The following is a 12,540-nucleotide window of genomic DNA, read 5'->3' on the forward strand; positions in this document are numbered from 1 at the left end:
CGGTTCAGTATTTTTGCGGAACATACAGCTCGCGGGGGACCGCGTCGCGCTCATAATCGGGGTTGAAGACGCGGTCGGGCAGGGTGATCTGTTCGTGGTCCACGTCGCCATAGGGAATCAGGCCCAGCAGGTGGTCGATGCAGTTCAGCCGTGCGCGCTTCTTGTCGTTGCCGGGCACGATGTACCAGGGCGCCTCGGGGATGTTCGTGCGTTCGAACATGTCCTCCTTGGCCTTGGTATAGGCCTCCCACCGGACGCGGGACTGCAGGTCCATGGGCGACAGCTTCCACTGCTTGAGTGGGTCGTGGATGCGCATCTGGAACCGCATCTGCTGCTCCTCGTCCGTGATCGAGAACCAGTACTTGACCAGCCGGATGCCCGACCGGACCAGCATGCGTTCGAATTCGGGCACGTCCTGGAAGAACTGTTCGACCTGATCCTCGGTGGCAAAGCCCATGACGCGTTCGACGCCCGCACGGTTGTACCAGCTGCGGTCGAACAGCACGATCTCTCCGCCCGCCGGCAGGTGGGGGACATAGCGCTGGAAATACCACTGCGTCTTCTCCCGGTCGGACGGGGCGGGCAGGGCGACAACGCGGGCCACGCGCGGGTTCAGCCGCTGCGTGATGCGCTTGATGGCGCCGCCCTTGCCGGCGCTGTCGCGCCCCTCGAACAGGACCACGACGCGTTCGTTGTTGTGGCTGACCCAGTCCTGAAGGCGGATCAGTTCGGATTGAAGGCGCAGCAGTTCGCGGAAATACAGCTTGCGGTCCATCTGGTCGGGATGGTGGCTGCGATAGATGCGCCGGATCTCGGCCGACAGGGCGGCGTCCTCCATCTCCAGCTCGATATCCTCGTCCAGGGTCTCCTGCAGTTCTGCCTGCAGCCAGTCCTTGTAGTCGTTCATCTGCGTCTCCGGTGGCTTTGCTGCGGTCTAGGGACGGAATGTGACGATAGGGTGTCAGCGCATGAACTGGCGCGCGCAATCCGGCGTGACCGCCAGCACCAGACTGCCGTCGCGCTGCCCGTCGACCGTGCCGCACCAGGCGCCCTGCACAGTGAACAGGCTTTTCGTGCCCCGCGCCGGGCGATAGGCGATGCGCCGGCCCTGGGTGTCGAACAGGTTCAGCACCCCGACCGCGTTCGGCGCGTAATAGCCCACCACCGACCCGTCCKAGGTGAAGATCACTCTCCCCTCGTTCACGCGGTCGCTGGGGCGGTTGCCCGGTGCGGTCGGCGCGTTCGCGGTATTTCCGGCCGAGTTCCAGGCCGCATGGGGCGCATTGCCCGGCCGTGCGGGGCTGTTGGCGGGGTTCCCGGGCCCCAGGTCGAACGGCAGCTGCGTGCGGTCCAGCACCATCAGCGGCGCGTCGGCCAAGGCCGCGGGGGCGGCCAGCATCGTCAGGAACAGAGCAAGTCGCATCATCGGGGGCATCCTTTTCGCAGGCCCATCATGGCCAAACCCCGCGCCCTGCGCCAGAGGTTGCGCGGCCCGCCCCCGCGCCCTAAGGCGTGACGGGCGGCACCCTGCGCCGCCAGCCGCGAAAGGGCAGACCATGGCCGATGACGACTATGTCTATGACGAGGCCACGGGCGAATGGCGCCCCGCCGCCGAGGTCGCGGCCGAGGCCGCCGCCGCCGGCATCGTGCGCGACAGCGCGGGCACGCCGCTGGCCGACGGCGACCAGGTGGTCGTCATCAAGGACCTGAAGGTCAAGGGCAGCAGCACCGTGATCAAGCAGGGCACCGTGATCCGCGGCATCCGCCTGACCGACGACCCGGCAGAGGTCGACTGTCGCCACGACGGCATCAGGGGCCTGGTCCTGCGCACGGAATTCCTGCGCAAGCGCTAGCCGGTCAGGGCCTGCCCGGCGCGGGCGAACTCGTCCCGGCTGCCGGGAATGCCAAGCCGCAGCCAGCGGTCCGAATAGGGAAAGCGCCGGGTCCAGACATGTGCGCGGGCCAGCGTGTCCTGGGCCGCCTGCGCGTCCGGCGTGTCGTACAGACGGAACAGGTGCGTCCCGCCCAAGGGCCGCCAGCCCGCGCGCGCGGCCAGCCGGTCAAGGTTCAGCGCGGCTTCGGCGTGATAGGTGACGGTGTCGTCGGCCCAGGCCCGGTCGGCCATGGCGGCGGTCGCGATCTCCAGCGCGGGGCCGCTGACGGACCAAGGGCCCGCGGCCTCGCGCAGCGGCGACAGCAGGGCCGGGTCCGCCAGCGCAAAGCCAAGCCGCAGCCCGGCCAGACCCCAGAACTTGCCAAAGCTGCGCAGCACCACCGCATTGGCGGGCAGGGACCGGGCCAGCGACAGGTCGGGGCGCGCATCCGCGAAACTTTCGTCGACGATCAGCAGGCCGACCCGCCGTGCCAGCGCGGCCAGGACCAGGGGCGACCATTCCCGCCCGTCGGGGTTGTTGGGGTTCACGACGACGGCCAGGTCGGCGCCATCCATCCTGTCCAGGTCGGGGGCGGGGGTGACGCGCCAGCCCGCAGCTGTCAGGCTGGCCGCATGTTCGTTGTAGCTGGGCGTCAGCACCGCGGCATGGCCCGCGGGCCGCAGGCGCGGCACCAGCTGGATCGCGGCCGTGGCCCCCGCCATCGGCAGGACATGGTCGTCCGCGCAGCCGAACCATTCCGCGGCGACCCGGATCAGCGCCCGTTCCGCCCTGGCCATCGGCAGCGCGCGAAAGGCCGTGTCCGACAGGGGCTGGACCGGCCAGGGCCTGCGGTTGATACCGGTCGACAGATCGATCCAGTCGCCCGTGCCGAACCGTGCCTGCGCCGCATCCAGATTGCCGCCGTGATCGCGTGCCATGCCGCCCCCTTGGTCCTGTCCGCCCCTGCTAGGATACCACCGCCGCGGGGGCAATTCGGACTTTACACCAGTGGTAAAGCCGACCACGATATGTTGTAAGCGCCATGGCCGCCGACCCCCGGTGTTGTGTGGCCACCCAAGGACCACCGCGGCGCAAGACCGCAGCCACAGGCAGACCATGACGCAGATCGATTCCACCATGCGCATCGACGGCATCCACCCCATCGACATCGTCGAGGCCGTGGCCACCCACCATGCCTGGGAGTTCGACCGCCTGGCCGAGGATCAGATCGTCATGGATGTGGACGGCCAGTGGCGCCGCTATGCGCTGACCCTGGCATGGTCGCCCCGCGACGCGGTCCTGCGGCTGATCTGCAGCTTCGACATGGACCCGCCGGCGGACCGCATGCCGGCCATCTATCAGACGATCAACCTGGCCAACGACCGAGTCTGGGACGGGGCCTTCACCTTCTGCGCGCCGCAGCGACAGATGGTCTGGCGGTACGGGCTGGTGCTGGCGGGGGACGCGATCGCGTCGCCCGAACAGGTGGACCGGATGATCGGCACCGCCCTGGCCGCGTGCGAGCGGTTCTATCCTTCGTTCCAGTTGGCCGGGTGGGGCGGCACCTCGCCCGCCGCGGCGCTGGAGATTGCCTTAGGCGAAACCTACGGACGGGCCTGACATGAACGATTTCGACGACATCAACGCGCGCGGACTGGTCCTGGTCGGATGCGGCCGCATGGGTGGGGCGATGCTGCAGGGGTGGCTGGCGCGCGGGCTGGACGCGGGCGCGGTCACGGTCATCGACCCGAACCTGGCACCGGAATGGCAGGACCGCGGGTTGCGCGTGAATGCGGACCTGCCGGCTGATCCGGCCGTGGTCGTGCTGGCGGTCAAGCCGCAGATGATGGGCGGCGCGCTGGCCGCGATGCCGGACCTGTCGGGCAGCCTGGTGATATCGGTCGCGGCGGGCACCACCATCGCGACCTTCGAGGCGGCCTTTCCCGGCGCCCCCGTGATCCGGGTGATGCCCAACACGCCCGCGGCCATCGGTCAGGGCATTTCCGCGATGATCGGCAACGGTGCCGCAACGCCCGCGCACCTGGACCTGGCCGAGGCGCTGATGCGCGCCGTGGGCCGCGTCGTCCGGCTGGAGCATGAGGGTCAGATGGACGCCGTCACCGGCCTGTCGGGCAGCGGCCCGGCCTATGTGTTCCACCTGATCGAGGCCATGGCCGCCGCAGGTGCCGCGCAGGGCCTGTCGCCCGCGCTGTCGCTGGAACTGGCGCGCATGACCGTAGCCGGCGCCGGTGCGCTGGCCGTCCATGCGGACGAGGACCCGGCCGTGCTGCGCCGCAATGTGACCTCTCCCAACGGGACGACAGCGGCGGGGCTGGCGGTGCTGATGGACGAAGGCACCGGCCTGATGCCGCTGATGGTGCGCACCGTGGCGGCCGCGACCGAACGCGGGCGGGAGCTGGGTCGCGGATGATCACCTTTGACGATTTCCTGAAGGTCGACATCCGCGTCGGCACCATCACCCGCGCCGAACCCTTCCCCGAAGCGCGCAAGCCCGCGATCAAGCTGTGGCTGGACCTGGGCGATCTGGGAGAGCGCAAGTCCTCGGCCCAGGTCACCCGCCATTACGACCCCCAGACGCTGGTCGGCACGCAGGTGCTGTGCGTCGTGAACTTTCCGCCCCGCCAGATCGGCCCCGTCATGTCCGAGGTGCTGGTCCTGGGCGTGCCCGACCCCGACAATGAGGTCGTGCTGATCCGCCCCGACCTGACCGTCCCCAACGGAGGCCGCCTCTATTGAAGGTTCTTGTCACCCGCCCGATGACCGACCGCGCCACCGCCGCCATCCGCGCGGCCTGCGACGCGACCTTCCGCGACAACACGCCCCTGACCGTCGATCAGGCGGGGCAGGCGATGCGCGACTATGACGCGATCATCCCGACCCTTGGCGATGCGTTCGGGGCCGAGGCCTTCCAGGGCGATCTGCGCTGCAGGCTGCTGGCCAATTTCGGCGCGGGGTTCAACCATATCGACATCGCCGCGGCCCGCGCCGCCGGTGTGGCGGTCACGAACACGCCCGACGTGGTGACCGACGCCACCGCCGACATTGCGCTGACGCTGATGCTGATGGTGCTGCGCCGCGCGTCCGAGGGCGAACGCCTGCTGCGCGCGGGCGGCTGGACCGGGTGGAACCCCACGCAGCTGCTGGGCGCCGAGATGTCGGGCCGCACCGTGGGCATCGTCGGCATGGGCCGGATCGGTCAGGCCATCGCGCGGCGCGCGCATCTGGGCTTCGGGATGGAGGTGGTGTTCTTCAACCGTTCGGCCGTCGCGGGGCTGGACTTTCCGGCCCGCCAGATCGGCAATCTGCGCGCCATGCTTGCGGCCTGCGACGTGGCGGTGATCGCCGTGCCGGGGGGTGCGGCCACGCGCGGCCTGATCGGCGCGGCCGAATTGGACGCCCTGGGCCCCCAAGGCGTGCTGGTCAACATCGCCCGCGGCGACGTGGTGGACGAGGACGCCTTGATCGCAGCCCTGGTGGACGGCCGCATCGCGGGCGCGGGCCTGGACGTCTATGCGCAGGAGCCTCATGTGCCCCAGGCCCTGCTGGATGCCCCCAATGCCACGCTGCTGCCGCATCTGGGAACGGCCACCGACGACACGCGCACCCGCATGGGCCTGCGCGCGCTGGCGAACCTGCAGGCCCATATCGACGGCGGCGTTCCGCCGGACCTTGTCCGCTAGGAACCTGCCACGGCTGCGGGCGTTATTCCGGCATATGAACGTCTGAAAAGGAGGCGGATATGAACTGGGATATCATCGAAGGCAAATGGAAGCAGCTGAAAGGCGCGACCAAGGTCAAATGGGGCGAACTGACCGACGACGAGCTGGATCAGATCGACGGCAACAAGGACAAGCTGGCCGGCAAGCTGCAGGAAAAATACGGCTGGACCAAGGACCAGGCCGACCGCGAGATTGACGATTACTATCGCGACAAGTGATCGCCGTGCCGCAACGGTTGATCAAGGGCGTCCCATCCGGGGCGCCCCTTTCCACATCCGCTTGATCGTTTGTCCGCGGTAGGGCACCACGGGGGCGAACCGACCGGAGCGTCGCATGTATTACGCCTATTCCATCGAGAACGGTCGCCTGGTGCGCCTTGCCGCAGAACGCGATGTCGCGGACGCGGCATGGATTGACCTGATCCAGCCGAACGACGCCGAGATCGCGCAGCTGCGCGTGCTTGGCGTGCCTGTTCCCAGCCTGGCCGAGATGGAGGAGATCGAGCTGTCCAACCGCCTCTATCGCGAGGACGGGCTGGACTACATGACCGCGATGCTGCCGGGAGAGCGCGCCGGGGGTGACCGGATCTCGATGCCGGTGACGTTCATCCTGTCGACGGACCGGCTGGTGACGGTGCGCCACCATTCGCCGCGGCCGTTCCTGACCTATCCCGAACGCGCCGAACGCTCGACCCTAGGCTGCGGCACGCCCGACCGCCTGTTCCTGGGCCTTGTCGAGGAGATCATCGCCCGGCTGGCCGACATCCTGGAAGGGGCGGGCCGCACGCTGGACCAGACCACCGCCGCGGTGTTCGAACGCCGCGCGGTCGCCGCGGCCTCGGACCGGCTTCAGGCCGCGCTGCAGGATGTCGGACGCGAGGCCGAGACGATGGCGCGCGTCCGCCTGGCCCTGCTGACGGTCGAGCGGATGCAGGCGTTCTATACCGCCACGCTGGAGGACCGCCCCGAGGAGGGCCGCCTGCGCGCCGCCACCCGTGCCCAGATGCGCGACATCCAGGCGCTGGAGGTGCATGCCGATTTCCTGGGCGGGCGGGTCAGCCTGGCGGTGGACACCACGCTTGGCCTGATCAACCTGCAACAGAACAACACGGTCCGCATCCTGTCGGTCGTCGCGGCGCTGTTCCTGCCGCCGACGCTGATCGCCAGCGTCTATGGGATGAACTTCACGAACATGCCGGAACTGGACGAACCCTGGGGCTATGCCTTTGCCCTGATCCTGATGGGCGGGACGACCCTGGGGACATGGCTGTTCCTGCGTTGGAAGGGCTGGATCTAAAGATCGTCCAGCAGGTCCAGCATCTCGGGGGGCATCTGACCCTCAGAAAGAGTGATGGCGTGCGGGCCGGTCGCGTCCGTCACGGTGATCGCATAGCGCATCCGGTCCGGGCAGCCGGGACAGGGGGTGGCCGCCATGTCGGCCAATGCCTTGGGGTGGAAGGCCGCGCACAGTTCCTGCGCCCGGGGTTCGGGTTGGGCGTCGGTGTCGATGCGGCGCGAGGTGGCGGCAGTGATGCCGCCAAAGCCGCCGTGGCTGCGGATCTCTATGATCATGCGGTCCTCCGGTCCGCGGATCATAGGATCAGACCGCGATTCCCACAAGTTTCCACGCGCGCCGCAGCAGCAGCGCCTGTTGGCTGCCCGCGCCCGTCAGTGCTGCCGCGCTGCGCAGGGTCTGGTCGGCGAAATCGGAAAAGCTGGCCATCGGATTGTTCAGGTCCTGCAGCGTCCGGTACCAGATGCGGCCCGGCAGCTCCCACGCGTTGCCGCCCAGATAGCTGCAGAACAGGTAGAAGGCATGGTTCGGAATGCCCGAATTGATGTGCACGCCGCCATTGTCGTCGGTCGTGGTGTTGAACTGATCCATGTGCCAGGGCTGGGGATCGGTGCCCAGCAGGTCGTCGGCATAGGCCGTGCCCGGTGCCTTGATGCTGCGCAGCGCCACGCCGTTGATGCCCGCGCCCAGGATGCCGCGCCCGATCAGCCAGTCGGCCTGATGCGCGGTCTGGCCCAGCACCCGCTGTTCGGCCAGCGCGCCAAAGACGTCGGCCACATGTTCGTTCAGCGCGCCGGATTGGTTCTCATAGATCAGCCCGCCGGAATGCTGGATGACGCCATGGGTCATCTCATGCGCGATGACCGACAGCTGCAGGAAGGTCCGGAAGATCTTGCCGTCGCCCGTGCCATAGGCCATCTGCTGCCCGTCCCAGAAGGCGTTGTTGTAGTTGCGGCGGTGCTGGACCGTCGCCACCAGCGGCATGCCGCGTCCGTCCAGCGAATTGCGGCCGTATTCCTCGGCGAACATCGCGAAGACCTGGCCGGCGCTGTCATAGGCCAAGTCGGCATCCGCGATGCCGGACGGCGCGTCGCCCTCGGCCCGGACCAGGCGGCCGGGAAGGGCGGCGCGGAATTCGCCGTCATGGATGCGGCGGTCGGGGCAGCACAGGTCGGGATCGGGGGCGATGCCCTGCGGCGCGGGCGGCAGGCTGGCCCAGGCCGCGCGCTCCTCGCGCAGCTGTTCGTCATGGCGCAGCAGCGTGCGCGCCATGTCCGCCGTCGCGGGGTCACCCCGCAGCGCCAGCACCCGCAGCATATAGGGCGGCACGATGCAGGCGATGGGATTGTGGTGAGAGCAGCCGAACGACAGGCACATGGGGCGACCTTTCCGCGTTGGTTCACCCCAAGGTAGCACGGAACGCCCGACCCGCAAGGGTCGGATGTTCACGTTTCATTCTAGTCAGTCCATGCGCTTGCCGCTGACCTTGTCAAACAGGTGCAGCCCGCCGGGGCGATAGGACAGGCGCATGTGATCGGACAGGGGGGCATCGGACGGCAGGGTGATGGTGATGCGGGCATCGCCGGTCTTGCCGTGGACCAGCCGCTGCGCGCCCAGTTCCTCGACCGCCAGCACCGACATCTCGATCGGGCCGTCGGCGGTGACGCTCAGATCCTCGGGGCGGATGCCCACATGGCCCGCATGCCCGGTTCCGGGCAGGTGCGGGACGGCGCTGGCCTCGATCAGGTTCATGGCCGGACTGCCGATGAAGCTGGCGACGAAGGCCGATGCCGGGCGGCGATAGACCTCCAGCGGCGTGCCGATCTGTTCGATCTGCCCGCCGTTCAGCACCACCAGCCGGTCGGCCAGCGTCATCGCCTCCAGCTGGTCATGGGTCACATAGATCGAGGTCGTGCGCAGGCGCTTCTGCAGCTCCTTGATCTCCAGCCGCATGGCGACGCGCAGTTTCGCGTCCAGGTTCGACAGCGGCTCGTCAAAGAGGAACGCGGCCGGTTCGCGCACGATGGCGCGGCCCATGGCGACGCGCTGACGCTGGCCGCCCGAAAGGGCGCGCGGCTTGCGGTCCAGGAACGGGCCGATCTGCAGGATGTCCGAGGCGATTCCCACGCGCCGCTCGATCTCGGCCTTGGGGGTGCCGCGGTTCTTCAGGCCGTATGCCAGGTTCTGGCGCACCGACATGTGCGGGTACAGGGCATAGTTCTGGAACACCATGGCGATGTCGCGATCGGCGGGCTCGATCTCGTTGACCACGCGGTCGCCGATCCGGACCTCGCCCTCGGTGATGCTCTCCAGCCCCGCGACCATGCGCAGCAGCGTGGATTTTCCGCAGCCCGACGGGCCGACCAGGACCAGGAATTCGCCATCCGCGATGTCGATATTGACGCCGCCCACGGCGCGGGCGCCGCCGGCATAGACCTTGCCGACATTGTTGAGGGTGATGGATGCCATCTTATTTCTCCGTCTCGACAAGACCTTTGACGAACAGGCGCTGCATGGCGACCACCACGATCACGGGTGGGATCATCGCCAGCATCGCGGTCGCCATGACCAGGTGCCATTGCGGCAGACCGTCCACGGCATCTGCCATGCGCTTGATCCCCGCAACGATGGTGTAATAATCCGAACTGGTCGTGATCAGCAGCGGCCAGAGATACTGGTTCCAGCCATAGATGAACAGGATCACGAACAGGGCTGCGATATTGGTGCGCGACAAGGGCAGCAGGATGTCGCGAAAGAACTTCATGGGCCCGGCGCCGTCGATGCGGGCGGCCTCGGTCAGCTCGTCCGGGATGGTCAGGAAGACCTGGCGGAACAGGAAGGTGGCCGTGGCCGACGCGATCAGCGGGATCGACAGGCCGGCATAGCTGTTCAGCATGCCCAGATCGGCGACCACCTGGAAGGTGGGCACGATGCGCACCTCGACCGGCAGCATCAGCGTGATGAAGATGCACCAGAAGGCCAGGCCGCGCAGCGGAAAGCGGAAATAGACCACCGCGAAGGCCGACAGGACCGAGATGACGATCTTGCCGATGGCGATGGCCAGCGCCATGATCAGGCTGTTCAACATCATCACGCCGACCGGGGGCGTGCCGCTGGTGGACACGCCCGCGCCCAGCATCTGGCTGTAGTTCTGGATCATCTGGTCGCCCGGCCACATCGGGATGGTGCCCGACATGAAGGCGGTCGCGCTGTGGGTCGAGGCCACGAAGGCCACCCAGACCGGCAGCGCCACGACGCAGACGCCCAGGATCAGCGTCAGGTGGGCGGCCAGGTTCAGGAAGGGACGGTTCTCGATCATCAGTAGGCCACCTTCTTCTCAACGAACCGGAACTGGATCACCGTCAGCACCAGGACCAGCGCCATCAGAACCACCGACTGCGCGGCGGACGAGCCCAGGTTCTGCCCGACGAAGCCGTCGAAATAGACCTTGTAGACCATGATGTTGGTGGCCTGTGCCGGGCCGCCCTCGGTCGTGGCGTCGATCACGCCGAACGTGTCGAACATCGCATAGACGATGTTGACGACCAGCAGGAAGAACGTCGTCGGCGACAGCAGCGGAAAGGTGATGTCGAAGAAGCGCCGCACCGGACCCGCCCCGTCGATGGCCGCGGCCTCGCGCAGGCTGGCCGGGATCGCCTGCAGCCCTGCCAGGAAGAACAGGAAGTTGTAGCTGATCTGTTTCCACGCGCTGGCGATGACGACCAGCGTCATGGCGTCGCCCTTGTCCTGGATGTGGTTCCAGTCATAGCCCAAGCCCCCCAGCAGATAGGGCATGATGCCGATGGTCGGATTGAAGATGAACCACCACAGGATGCCCGCGACCGCAGGCGCCACCGCATAGGGCCAGACCAGCAGCGTCGTATAGACACGCGTGCTGCGGATCATCCGGTCCACCGCGATCGCCAGCAGCAGCGACAGCCCCATCGACAGCACCGTGACCGAGATGGCGAAGACCGCCGTCACCTGCAGGCTGTTAAGATATTCGGGGCTGCCCCACAGGCGGGCAAAGTTTTCCAGTCCGACAAAGGTCGTCCGGGTACCGAAGGCATCCTCGCGCAGAAAGCTTTGACGGATGGCCTGACCGGCGGGCCACAGGAAAAAGATGAAGGTGATGATCAGCTGGGGGGCCAGCAGCAGCCATGGCAGCAGCTGGTTTCGGAAAATGGTGCGCTTCATCGCGGGACCTTGGGGCGAAAACGGGAAAAGACCGGGGCCGCGCCTGATGCGCGGCCCCGGCCGAAGGAGGGTGGGGACGTTACTGGTTCTGGGCCTGGAACTCTTCCAGCAGCGCGTCGCCGCGGCTGACAACCGCGTCCAGCGCGCCCTGTGCGTCCTTGTCGCCCGACAGCAGCTGCTCGAACTCCTCGTCGATGACGCCGCGGATCTGGACATAGCTGCCGAACCGCAGACCCTTGGAGTTCTCGGTCGGCTCGTTCAGGGTGATCTGGTTGATGCCGGTGTCGGCGCCGGGGTTCTCGGCATAATAGCCTGCCATCTGCTCACGCGCGGCGGCGGTGATGGGCAGGTAGCCGGTGAAGGATGCCCAATCGGCCTGCACCTCGGGCTGGGTCAGGTATTCGAAGAACGCCGCGGTCGCCGCGTATTCCTCGTCCGTCTTGCCCGACAGCACCCACAGCGAGGCGCCCCCGATGATCGAGTTCTGCGGTGCGCCCTCGACGTCGTCGTAATAGGGCAGCATGCCATAGCCGACCTCGTACGCGGTCGAGTTGGCGATGACGCCTGCACGGCTGGCCGAGCTGCCCATCATCATCGCGCATTCCTGCGAGTACAGCATCGGGGCCGCGTTGTCAGCGCCCACCGGGCCGCCGTACTTGAAGATGCCTTCGTCGGACCAGCGCTTGAGGTTGTCCCAGTGCTTCACCTGAACGGGACCGTTCAGCGACAGGCGCGCGTCCAGACCGCCAAAGCCGTTCTCCAGCGTGCCGATGGGCTGGTTGTGCCAGGCCGACAGGTTCTCGGTCTGGGCCCAGCTAATCCACTGGGTGGTGAAGCCGCAGGTCGCGGCGCCCGATTCCATGATCTGCTTGCTGAACTGCTCCAGCTCGGCCCAGGTCTTGGGAGGGGTGTTCGGGTCCAGGCCCGCCTTCTCGAACACGGTCTTGTTGTAGTACAGGATCGGCGTCGAACTGTTGAAGGGCATCGACAGCATGTTGCCGTCGGCATCGGTGTAATAGCCGACGACGGCCGGCAGGAACGCCGCCTGGTCGAAGGCCTGGCCGTGCTGCTCCATCAGTTCGTGGACCGGGACGATGGCGCCCTGGGCGGCCATCATGGTGCCGGTGCCGACCTCGAACACCTGGACGATGGCGGGCTGCTGGTTCGCGCGGAACGCGGCGATCGCGGCGGTCATCGTCTCGGGGTAGGTGCCCTTGTAGGCGGGGGTGACGGTGTATTCGTCCTGGCTGTCGTTGAAGCCCTGGGCGATCTCCTCCAGTTTCGCGCCCAGCTCGCCGCCCATGGCGTGCCACCATTCGATGTTCGTTTCTGCCTGCGCGGCAGTCAGCGACGCCACCAGCGCCACAGCGGATGCGGTTCCGTATCGGATCATGTTGTCTTCCCTCCCTTACAGAGTTGCGATGCTGACCCCGCCT

General features: G+C 67.4%; 16 protein-coding genes. 7 read left to right on the forward strand and 9 right to left on the reverse strand.

The genetic code is table 11. The features are described 5' to 3' along the window. Positions 1-4: 4 nt before the first annotated feature. Together ppk2 and GBO37_RS04650 are read right to left on the reverse strand one after the other, a co-directional pair. Positions 5-907, reverse strand: coding sequence for a polyphosphate kinase 2 (gene ppk2 / locus GBO37_RS04645; RefSeq protein ID WP_045981633.1), 903 nt, complete (start codon positions 905-907; stop codon positions 5-7). A gap of 54 nt (positions 908-961) precedes the next feature. Further along, a complete protein-coding gene (locus tag GBO37_RS04650; protein ID WP_252927517.1) occupies positions 962-1,426 on the reverse strand; it encodes a hypothetical protein in 465 nt (154 codons plus the stop codon). A 130-nt stretch (positions 1,427-1,556) separates the two neighbouring features. Between GBO37_RS04650 and GBO37_RS04655 the strand changes: the two genes are divergently transcribed. Further along, the gene (locus GBO37_RS04655; protein WP_045981632.1) at positions 1,557-1,853 is read left to right on the forward strand and encodes an alkylphosphonate utilization protein; all 297 of its coding nucleotides are present in this window, start codon (positions 1,557-1,559) and stop codon (positions 1,851-1,853) included. On the opposite strand, the gene cobD is transcribed toward GBO37_RS04655, so the two are convergent. After that, positions 1,850-2,812, reverse strand: a complete 963-nt coding sequence (gene cobD, locus GBO37_RS04660; protein WP_252927518.1) for a threonine-phosphate decarboxylase CobD — start codon at positions 2,810-2,812, stop codon at positions 1,850-1,852. The two genes, GBO37_RS04655 and cobD, sit on opposite strands and share 4 nt — an antisense overlap. A gap of 178 nt (positions 2,813-2,990) precedes the next feature. On the opposite strand from cobD, the gene GBO37_RS04665 reads away from it, so the two are divergent. The 6 genes from GBO37_RS04665 to GBO37_RS04690 all read left to right on the forward strand — a co-directional run bounded on the left by GBO37_RS04665 (position 2,991) and on the right by GBO37_RS04690 (position 6,910). Next, positions 2,991-3,494, forward strand: coding sequence for a YbjN domain-containing protein (locus GBO37_RS04665; protein WP_252927519.1), 504 nt, complete (start codon positions 2,991-2,993; stop codon positions 3,492-3,494). 1 nt (position 3,495) lies between these two features. After that, positions 3,496-4,305 (forward strand): pyrroline-5-carboxylate reductase, encoded by an 810-nt coding sequence (proC, locus tag GBO37_RS04670; RefSeq protein WP_252927520.1) that lies wholly within the window; start codon positions 3,496-3,498, stop codon positions 4,303-4,305. Beyond that, positions 4,302-4,631, forward strand: coding sequence for a tRNA-binding protein (locus GBO37_RS04675; RefSeq protein WP_252927523.1), 330 nt, complete (start codon positions 4,302-4,304; stop codon positions 4,629-4,631). The genes proC and GBO37_RS04675 overlap by 4 nt, the downstream gene beginning before the upstream one ends. Further along, positions 4,628-5,575: a D-glycerate dehydrogenase gene (locus tag GBO37_RS04680; RefSeq protein ID WP_252927525.1), complete on the forward strand. Its 948-nt coding sequence runs from the start codon at positions 4,628-4,630 to the stop codon at positions 5,573-5,575. Before GBO37_RS04675 ends, GBO37_RS04680 begins: the two co-directional genes overlap by 4 nt. Before the next feature lie 59 nt (positions 5,576-5,634). Beyond that, complete coding sequence (locus GBO37_RS04685) at positions 5,635-5,832, forward strand: CsbD family protein (protein WP_045981626.1); 198 nt, start codon at positions 5,635-5,637, stop codon at positions 5,830-5,832. 115 nt (positions 5,833-5,947) lie between these two features. Continuing rightward, on the forward strand, positions 5,948-6,910 hold the full coding sequence (locus tag GBO37_RS04690; protein WP_045981625.1) for a magnesium transporter CorA family protein: 963 nt from the start codon (positions 5,948-5,950) through the stop codon (positions 6,908-6,910). Here GBO37_RS04690 and GBO37_RS04695 read toward each other — a convergent pair. The 6 genes from GBO37_RS04695 to ugpB all read right to left on the reverse strand — a co-directional run bounded on the left by GBO37_RS04695 (position 6,907) and on the right by ugpB (position 12,497). Further along, positions 6,907-7,185, reverse strand: coding sequence for a protealysin inhibitor emfourin (locus tag GBO37_RS04695; protein ID WP_045981624.1), 279 nt, complete (start codon positions 7,183-7,185; stop codon positions 6,907-6,909). The two genes, GBO37_RS04690 and GBO37_RS04695, sit on opposite strands and share 4 nt — an antisense overlap. A gap of 28 nt (positions 7,186-7,213) precedes the next feature. Next, on the reverse strand, positions 7,214-8,284 hold the full coding sequence (locus tag GBO37_RS04700; protein WP_252927527.1) for a M4 family metallopeptidase: 1,071 nt from the start codon (positions 8,282-8,284) through the stop codon (positions 7,214-7,216). Between the two features lie 84 nt (positions 8,285-8,368). Further along, entirely contained in the window at positions 8,369-9,376 is a 1,008-nt protein-coding gene (locus GBO37_RS04705; RefSeq protein WP_045981622.1) for a sn-glycerol-3-phosphate import ATP-binding protein UgpC, read from the reverse strand. A 1-nt stretch (position 9,377) separates the two neighbouring features. Beyond that, positions 9,378-10,226 carry a sn-glycerol-3-phosphate ABC transporter permease UgpE gene (gene ugpE, locus GBO37_RS04710; RefSeq protein ID WP_045981621.1) on the reverse strand — a complete coding sequence of 283 codons (849 nt, stop codon included), beginning with the start codon at positions 10,224-10,226 and terminating at the stop codon, positions 9,378-9,380. Continuing rightward, a complete protein-coding gene (ugpA, locus tag GBO37_RS04715; RefSeq protein ID WP_045981620.1) occupies positions 10,226-11,104 on the reverse strand; it encodes a sn-glycerol-3-phosphate ABC transporter permease UgpA in 879 nt (292 codons plus the stop codon). Before ugpA ends, ugpE begins: the two co-directional genes overlap by 1 nt. 79 nt (positions 11,105-11,183) lie before the next feature. After that, on the reverse strand, positions 11,184-12,497 hold the full coding sequence (gene ugpB, locus GBO37_RS04720) for a sn-glycerol-3-phosphate ABC transporter substrate-binding protein UgpB (protein ID WP_252927530.1): 1,314 nt from the start codon (positions 12,495-12,497) through the stop codon (positions 11,184-11,186). Between the last annotated feature and the right edge of the window lie 43 nt (positions 12,498-12,540).

The organism is Paracoccus sp. 08, from assembly GCF_024105395.1.
Taxonomy (GTDB): domain Bacteria; phylum Pseudomonadota; class Alphaproteobacteria; order Rhodobacterales; family Rhodobacteraceae; genus Paracoccus; species Paracoccus marcusii.

What these genes read in the sequence shown, in the direction of transcription:
- GBO37_RS04705 (WP_045981622.1), bottom strand. Translation starts at nt 9,376, where the DNA reads ATGGCATCCATCACCCTCAACAATGTCGGCAAGGTCTATGCCGGCGGC.
- proC (WP_252927520.1), top strand. Translation starts at nt 3,496, where the DNA reads ATGAACGATTTCGACGACATCAACGCGCGCGGACTGGTCCTGGTCGGA.
- ugpA (WP_045981620.1), bottom strand. Translation starts at nt 11,104, where the DNA reads ATGAAGCGCACCATTTTCCGAAACCAGCTGCTGCCATGGCTGCTGCTG.
- GBO37_RS04685 (WP_045981626.1), top strand. Translation starts at nt 5,635, where the DNA reads ATGAACTGGGATATCATCGAAGGCAAATGGAAGCAGCTGAAAGGCGCG.
- GBO37_RS04655 (WP_045981632.1), top strand. Translation starts at nt 1,557, where the DNA reads ATGGCCGATGACGACTATGTCTATGACGAGGCCACGGGCGAATGGCGC.
- ppk2 (WP_045981633.1), bottom strand. Translation starts at nt 907, where the DNA reads ATGAACGACTACAAGGACTGGCTGCAGGCAGAACTGCAGGAGACCCTG.
- ugpB (WP_252927530.1), bottom strand. Translation starts at nt 12,497, where the DNA reads ATGATCCGATACGGAACCGCATCCGCTGTGGCGCTGGTGGCGTCGCTG.
- cobD (WP_252927518.1), bottom strand. Translation starts at nt 2,812, where the DNA reads ATGGCACGCGATCACGGCGGCAATCTGGATGCGGCGCAGGCACGGTTC.
- GBO37_RS04695 (WP_045981624.1), bottom strand. Translation starts at nt 7,185, where the DNA reads ATGATCATAGAGATCCGCAGCCACGGCGGCTTTGGCGGCATCACTGCC.
- GBO37_RS04700 (WP_252927527.1), bottom strand. Translation starts at nt 8,284, where the DNA reads ATGTGCCTGTCGTTCGGCTGCTCTCACCACAATCCCATCGCCTGCATC.
- GBO37_RS04665 (WP_252927519.1), top strand. Translation starts at nt 2,991, where the DNA reads ATGACGCAGATCGATTCCACCATGCGCATCGACGGCATCCACCCCATC.
- ugpE (WP_045981621.1), bottom strand. Translation starts at nt 10,226, where the DNA reads ATGATCGAGAACCGTCCCTTCCTGAACCTGGCCGCCCACCTGACGCTG.
- GBO37_RS04675 (WP_252927523.1), top strand. Translation starts at nt 4,302, where the DNA reads ATGATCACCTTTGACGATTTCCTGAAGGTCGACATCCGCGTCGGCACC.
- GBO37_RS04690 (WP_045981625.1), top strand. Translation starts at nt 5,948, where the DNA reads ATGTATTACGCCTATTCCATCGAGAACGGTCGCCTGGTGCGCCTTGCC.